The organism is Bartonella queenslandensis AUST/NH15 (assembly GCF_000312585.1).
GTDB lineage: Bacteria > Pseudomonadota > Alphaproteobacteria > Rhizobiales > Rhizobiaceae > Bartonella > Bartonella queenslandensis_A.
The window spans coordinates 3983-8611 of the sequence record NZ_HE997985.1; the positions used below are offsets into that span (position 1 = coordinate 3983).

The following is a 4629-nucleotide window of genomic DNA, read 5'->3' on the forward strand; positions in this document are numbered from 1 at the left end:
ACGTACGCTTAATAAGCAAGGTTATGGCATAGATATGCTTTATTACAGGAAGGAATTGTGACATGGGGAGCAGGAGACCAGAAATAAAAGAACAGAAACAGGTCCAGACAAGCGCGCCTCCAGCTTGGATGGAGAATGTATTTAAGCGTGGTGGTGCGGATGCATATAACCTGTACAATACAGGGATTGGTGGGAATGTTTATGGGGGTCCTCGTGTTGCGCCGTTAAGTGTTCCAACCACCCAAGCCATAGGTGGTCTTGGAAGTATTCCACATAAGTATCAGAATTATATGAATTATTTGATGAACACCCCAACGTCATCTGCGAGAAACCTTAACTGGATTGCATCTGGTGGTTTGATGGGACCAAATTCTCAATTTGATGAGGAACTTAAAGAGGGCTTAAATGAAATAAGAAATAGTATTAATAGACAGTTTTCAGGTAGTGGTCTTTATGGCTCTAGTGCGCATAAAAATGAGTTACATAGGGGGCTTGATGATTCATTAGCCCGCATCAAGTATAACCAGCGTGATAGAGATTTGCAGCATATGATGCAAGCCAATTCGATGATTGATCAATTGAATGAGAACCGCTTAGGTATGATAGGCAACTTATTCCCCTCTTACAATAATGCCTATTCGAATGCCTTGCAGGGTTCATCACTGCTCGATGATTACAATCAACGCCTTGTTGATGCCAATAGAGAACGTTGGCTGGAACAAGATAATAGCGGCTGGAATAGGTTGAATATGCTGATGAACGCCGGTCATGGCTTTGCAAGCAATTACGGTACGACAACGAATAACATGTCAGGCTCTAAGATGCCAGGCAATAACCCATGGCAAAATGCAGGGACTGTAGGCTCTATGGCACTTCAGGCAGCACCTATGGTTTTTGGTTACATGGCAGGTGGTCCGGCAGGCGCAGCCGCGGCAGCAATGGGGAACTTAGCTTTTTTTAATAATAAATTACAGAAGTAACATAAGTGCATTTTTAGATAAAAAATGAGAATTGCATAATCATTAAAGAATAGTTTTATAGGAGAGTGTGATGGGAGTACCATTATTATTGCCCTTAGCTGGTGCAGCAATTGGGGCAGGAATTAGATATGTACCTCATATTTTTAGGTTTTTTGCTCCCAAAGTGATTACAGGGGCTAATAGATTGGTACAATTAATTGCAAAAGGCGCAAAGCATCCTTCGTCTATCGGTGCGGGTTTTGGAACAGCGATGATGCTCAAGGGAGACGCTGATTTAAAAAAACAAAATTTACAGAATATGCTGAAGCCATATGGACAATTTATGCCCTATACTGCTCCTGGAGTGGAAATGCCTCTTGGAGTTGATCAACAGCCACCTATGCCAAATGTACTGGAGGAAGCCCCAGAAGATCTTAAACCTAAAGTTGACATACCCCAAACACAGCCATTAGAGACTTCATCCCAGACACCTCCTTCTGAACCGACAGATTTAGATAAGTTTTTACAGTCCAATACTTATAAGTTTTTTCAATCAGATGCGTATCAGAAGCTCAAAGATCTTTTTGCTGGTATGGCAGCAGCACCATCAGATGGTTCAGGATGGGATGCGCTTGCAAGTGGTGTGAAGCATCTTAATGAAGGTGATAAACAAAGAGGTCAGGTTAATCAAACCGTGGAATATCTAAAGTCCAAAGGCTATAGCGAAGAAGAAGCACGGTCCATGGCTGGAAATAAATATGCGTTGAATGAGTTTTTTGCACAAAAGAACAACGGTGGAAATAGGAATCCCCAATTTACCAGTGACGGTAGGATGCTTGTGGAAGATCCGAATGCACCAGGTGGATATAGATATGTTATGGTTGAAGGTGGTAAAGCATATCAGGAAACGCAACGTGCAGAAAAACTAAGGCAAAATAGTATAATACGCAAAAGTGCTTTATTCAAAGACATTAAATATCTTAATGATTATATTAAGGAAAAAGGTGATTATGCATCAGGTTTCATTGCTTGGGTTAAAAGCTTTGCTCATGGAAGAAAAGAATATGATGCGGATAAAATCGTGACAGCGATTAAGGAGCGTATAGCAAATGATCGTATAGAAGAACTGAAACAATTATCAAGGACAGGATCGGTAGGAACTGGAAATACCAGTGATAAAGATCTTGACATGCTAAAGAATACTTTAGGTTCACTACACATTGGTATGAGTGCATCATCATTTAAGCGAAGTATTAATATAATATCCGATATTCTTTCAAATCTACACCCTGAACAAGCAGAAATTTTACTAGGTGAAAAGGACAGTGGAAATGAACCTACAATGAGTATCGAGGAAGCCGCCCACAGAGATGATATCACTGTATTTAGAAATAAGAAGGACGGTAAGCTTTATAAAAAGGAAGAGGTTCGATGAATACTGATACTAGCATTCCTGAATATGTAACGTCCAAGAGTGGAAAACGTTATCGTTTGCGTGTTATCGATGATAATTCGAGAGGTAGCATTCCTGAATATGTAACATCAAAAAGTGGAAAACGTTACCGTTTGCGTGTTATCGATAATGACTCCAATTTTGAAGAAACAACATCACCCCAACATCCAGAAATCACGCAAAGTGAAGCCTTTTGGAATTCTTTAAAGCATGGTTTGAGTTTTAATTTAGATGATGAGATTGCAGGGATCACAGCGGCAGGACGTGATTCTGATGATCAGTTGGCAATAACGGCTTTTTGGAATGGTCTTATAAAATATTGGGGGGGAGATAAGCAAACTATAGAAAAGTATGAGCAAGAAGCCAATAGAATACGTGATTATTATCGTAGGATGAGTGATCAACATTATTGGACTTCTTTTGCTGGAAATGCTTTAGGGGCGGCAATTCCTTCACTTGCGACTTTAGGGGGAGGATTGTTAGCCTCAGGAGCACGCCTTGTAGCGCCTACACTTGCAAGGAATGTGGCGGGGTCAAAATTAGGTCAAGCCTTTTTGAAAACTGGTCAGTCACTACCAAGTCGATTTGCAAGTCCATTTTTAGGCATCACACAAAAAACAACATTTCCTCATTTGCTTAAAGTAGGTGCAGCATCTGGTGCATTACATGGCGCAGGAGAAGGGGAAGGGCTTGGTAATACACTTACAAGTACGTTATCTGGTGCAGGTTTAGGAGCGGGCGGGGCAGTGGTTGGAAGTGCTTTAGGTAGTTTGGGTGGTTCTACTGTCGGCGGAATACGAAGACTTTTTTCTCCTTCTCATAAGGAAGGTGTTGAAAAAGATGCATTAAGAGTAATCAGTAGACATTTAGGTAAGGAAGCTTCTGAAGAGCTAGGAAACTCTTTTAAGAATGCAGTCCCTACAGATTATGTAGCTGATCATAGTCCATTCTTACAAGATCTTGTTTTTGATATCGCGCAAAGGAACAAAGGAGCTTATATTGATTTGGCTAAAAGAGCTAAAGAGAGAGCGATGGAAGGAGGGCGTCGTATTCATGAGGCGGCTGATAAACACTTGGCTCAACACTTTACTCCTCGTCAAAATGTTACAGATTTAAAAGGTGATCTTATAGCGATTAGGGAAGCAGAAGCACATACTCTTTACGAAATAGCAAAGAAGACTCCGATAGGAGAGCAATATTATGGCGCTCTTAATGAATTGATGAAGCGTCCATACTTCAAACAAGCTTATAAAGAGGCATTACAGGATTTTATTAGTGGTGGCAAAGAGGTCGGTTCATTTTCTTCTCAAAAATTTAATCTCCTTAAGCATAAACAAAACATGAGTGTTCTCCATAAGACTAAGGAGGTACTCGATGAGATGATGGATATAGAAAAGCAACAAGGAAGAAAGAGAAAAATTCATACCTTAGTTGACATCAAGAAAAAGTTATTAGAGCTTATGGATGATATATCGCCTAAATATAAGAAGGCACGATCATTGTATCATCAATATAGTTCACGTTTAGATGCCATGGATGAAGGTTCCAAAATCCTTAGCAAATCGGTTAATAAGGATGAATTCAGTAAAATTTTTGATGCATTCCCAAAGGCACAACAGGAATACTTTAAAAGGGGAGCGAGGGGAGAATTTTTACAGGACATAACGAAAACAAAAGATAAAATCTCCAAGGCAAAGGATATTTTTGATACAGATGATCTGTACGATAGGTTTGCAAATATTTATGGAACCGATAAAGCTTCTGCTGTTAAGAAGGTTGTTGATAAAGAAGCTGATTATTCAGATTTTTATAACAGAATACCAGATCGTGTAGCGGACGAAAAAATATCTTTTACGCATAATGTCAGTGTTCCAACGAGTGAAAGTGATGCAGCTATGCAAGTAGGAAAAGTTGCGATTAAGTCTTCAATGATTCCTTTCAAAGAGGCAGCTCGTAGAGAGCGTGAACGGATTGAAAAGGATATCGTCCAATTGCTAACAGGGGGTACAGAGATTCCAAATAAACAAATTGTAAAGCTCATTCAAGACATGGTGAAAGCATATCATAATGGATATGCTACGAAAGAGTGGTTCAAAAAAGTTTCTTCTGGTTTGTTTATGTTAAGTGGAAACGAATTGGTGAGGATGTTTAACCGATGATCCGTTCTAATCCTTTAGTAGATCAAGCGATCCGTCAGGCAGCAGCGCGATATGGTTT

3 protein-coding genes are annotated in these 4629 nt (G+C 39.9%); all 3 read left to right on the forward strand.

Annotated elements, in window-relative coordinates:
* The first annotated feature begins 62 nt into the window (after positions 1-62).
* The 3 genes from BN338_RS02075 to BN338_RS02085 all read left to right on the forward strand — a co-directional run bounded on the left by BN338_RS02075 (position 63) and on the right by BN338_RS02085 (position 4571).
* Positions 63-980 carry a hypothetical protein gene (locus BN338_RS02075; protein ID WP_039758591.1) on the forward strand — a complete coding sequence of 306 codons (918 nt, stop codon included), beginning with the start codon at positions 63-65 and terminating at the stop codon, positions 978-980.
* A 70-nt stretch (positions 981-1050) separates the two neighbouring features.
* On the forward strand, positions 1051-2394 hold the full coding sequence (locus BN338_RS12050) for a hypothetical protein (protein WP_051018481.1): 1344 nt from the start codon (positions 1051-1053) through the stop codon (positions 2392-2394).
* A complete protein-coding gene (locus tag BN338_RS02085; protein ID WP_051018482.1) occupies positions 2391-4571 on the forward strand; it encodes a hypothetical protein in 2181 nt (726 codons plus the stop codon). Before BN338_RS12050 ends, BN338_RS02085 begins: the two co-directional genes overlap by 4 nt.
* Positions 4572-4629 lie beyond the last annotated feature (58 nt).

Excerpts from the sequence above, each read along its gene's own strand:
- BN338_RS02075 (WP_039758591.1), top strand. The coding sequence starts at position 63 with ATGGGGAGCAGGAGACCAGAAATAAAAGAACAGAAACAGGTCCAGACA.
- BN338_RS12050 (WP_051018481.1), top strand. The coding sequence starts at position 1,051 with ATGGGAGTACCATTATTATTGCCCTTAGCTGGTGCAGCAATTGGGGCA.
- BN338_RS02085 (WP_051018482.1), top strand. The coding sequence starts at position 2,391 with ATGAATACTGATACTAGCATTCCTGAATATGTAACGTCCAAGAGTGGA.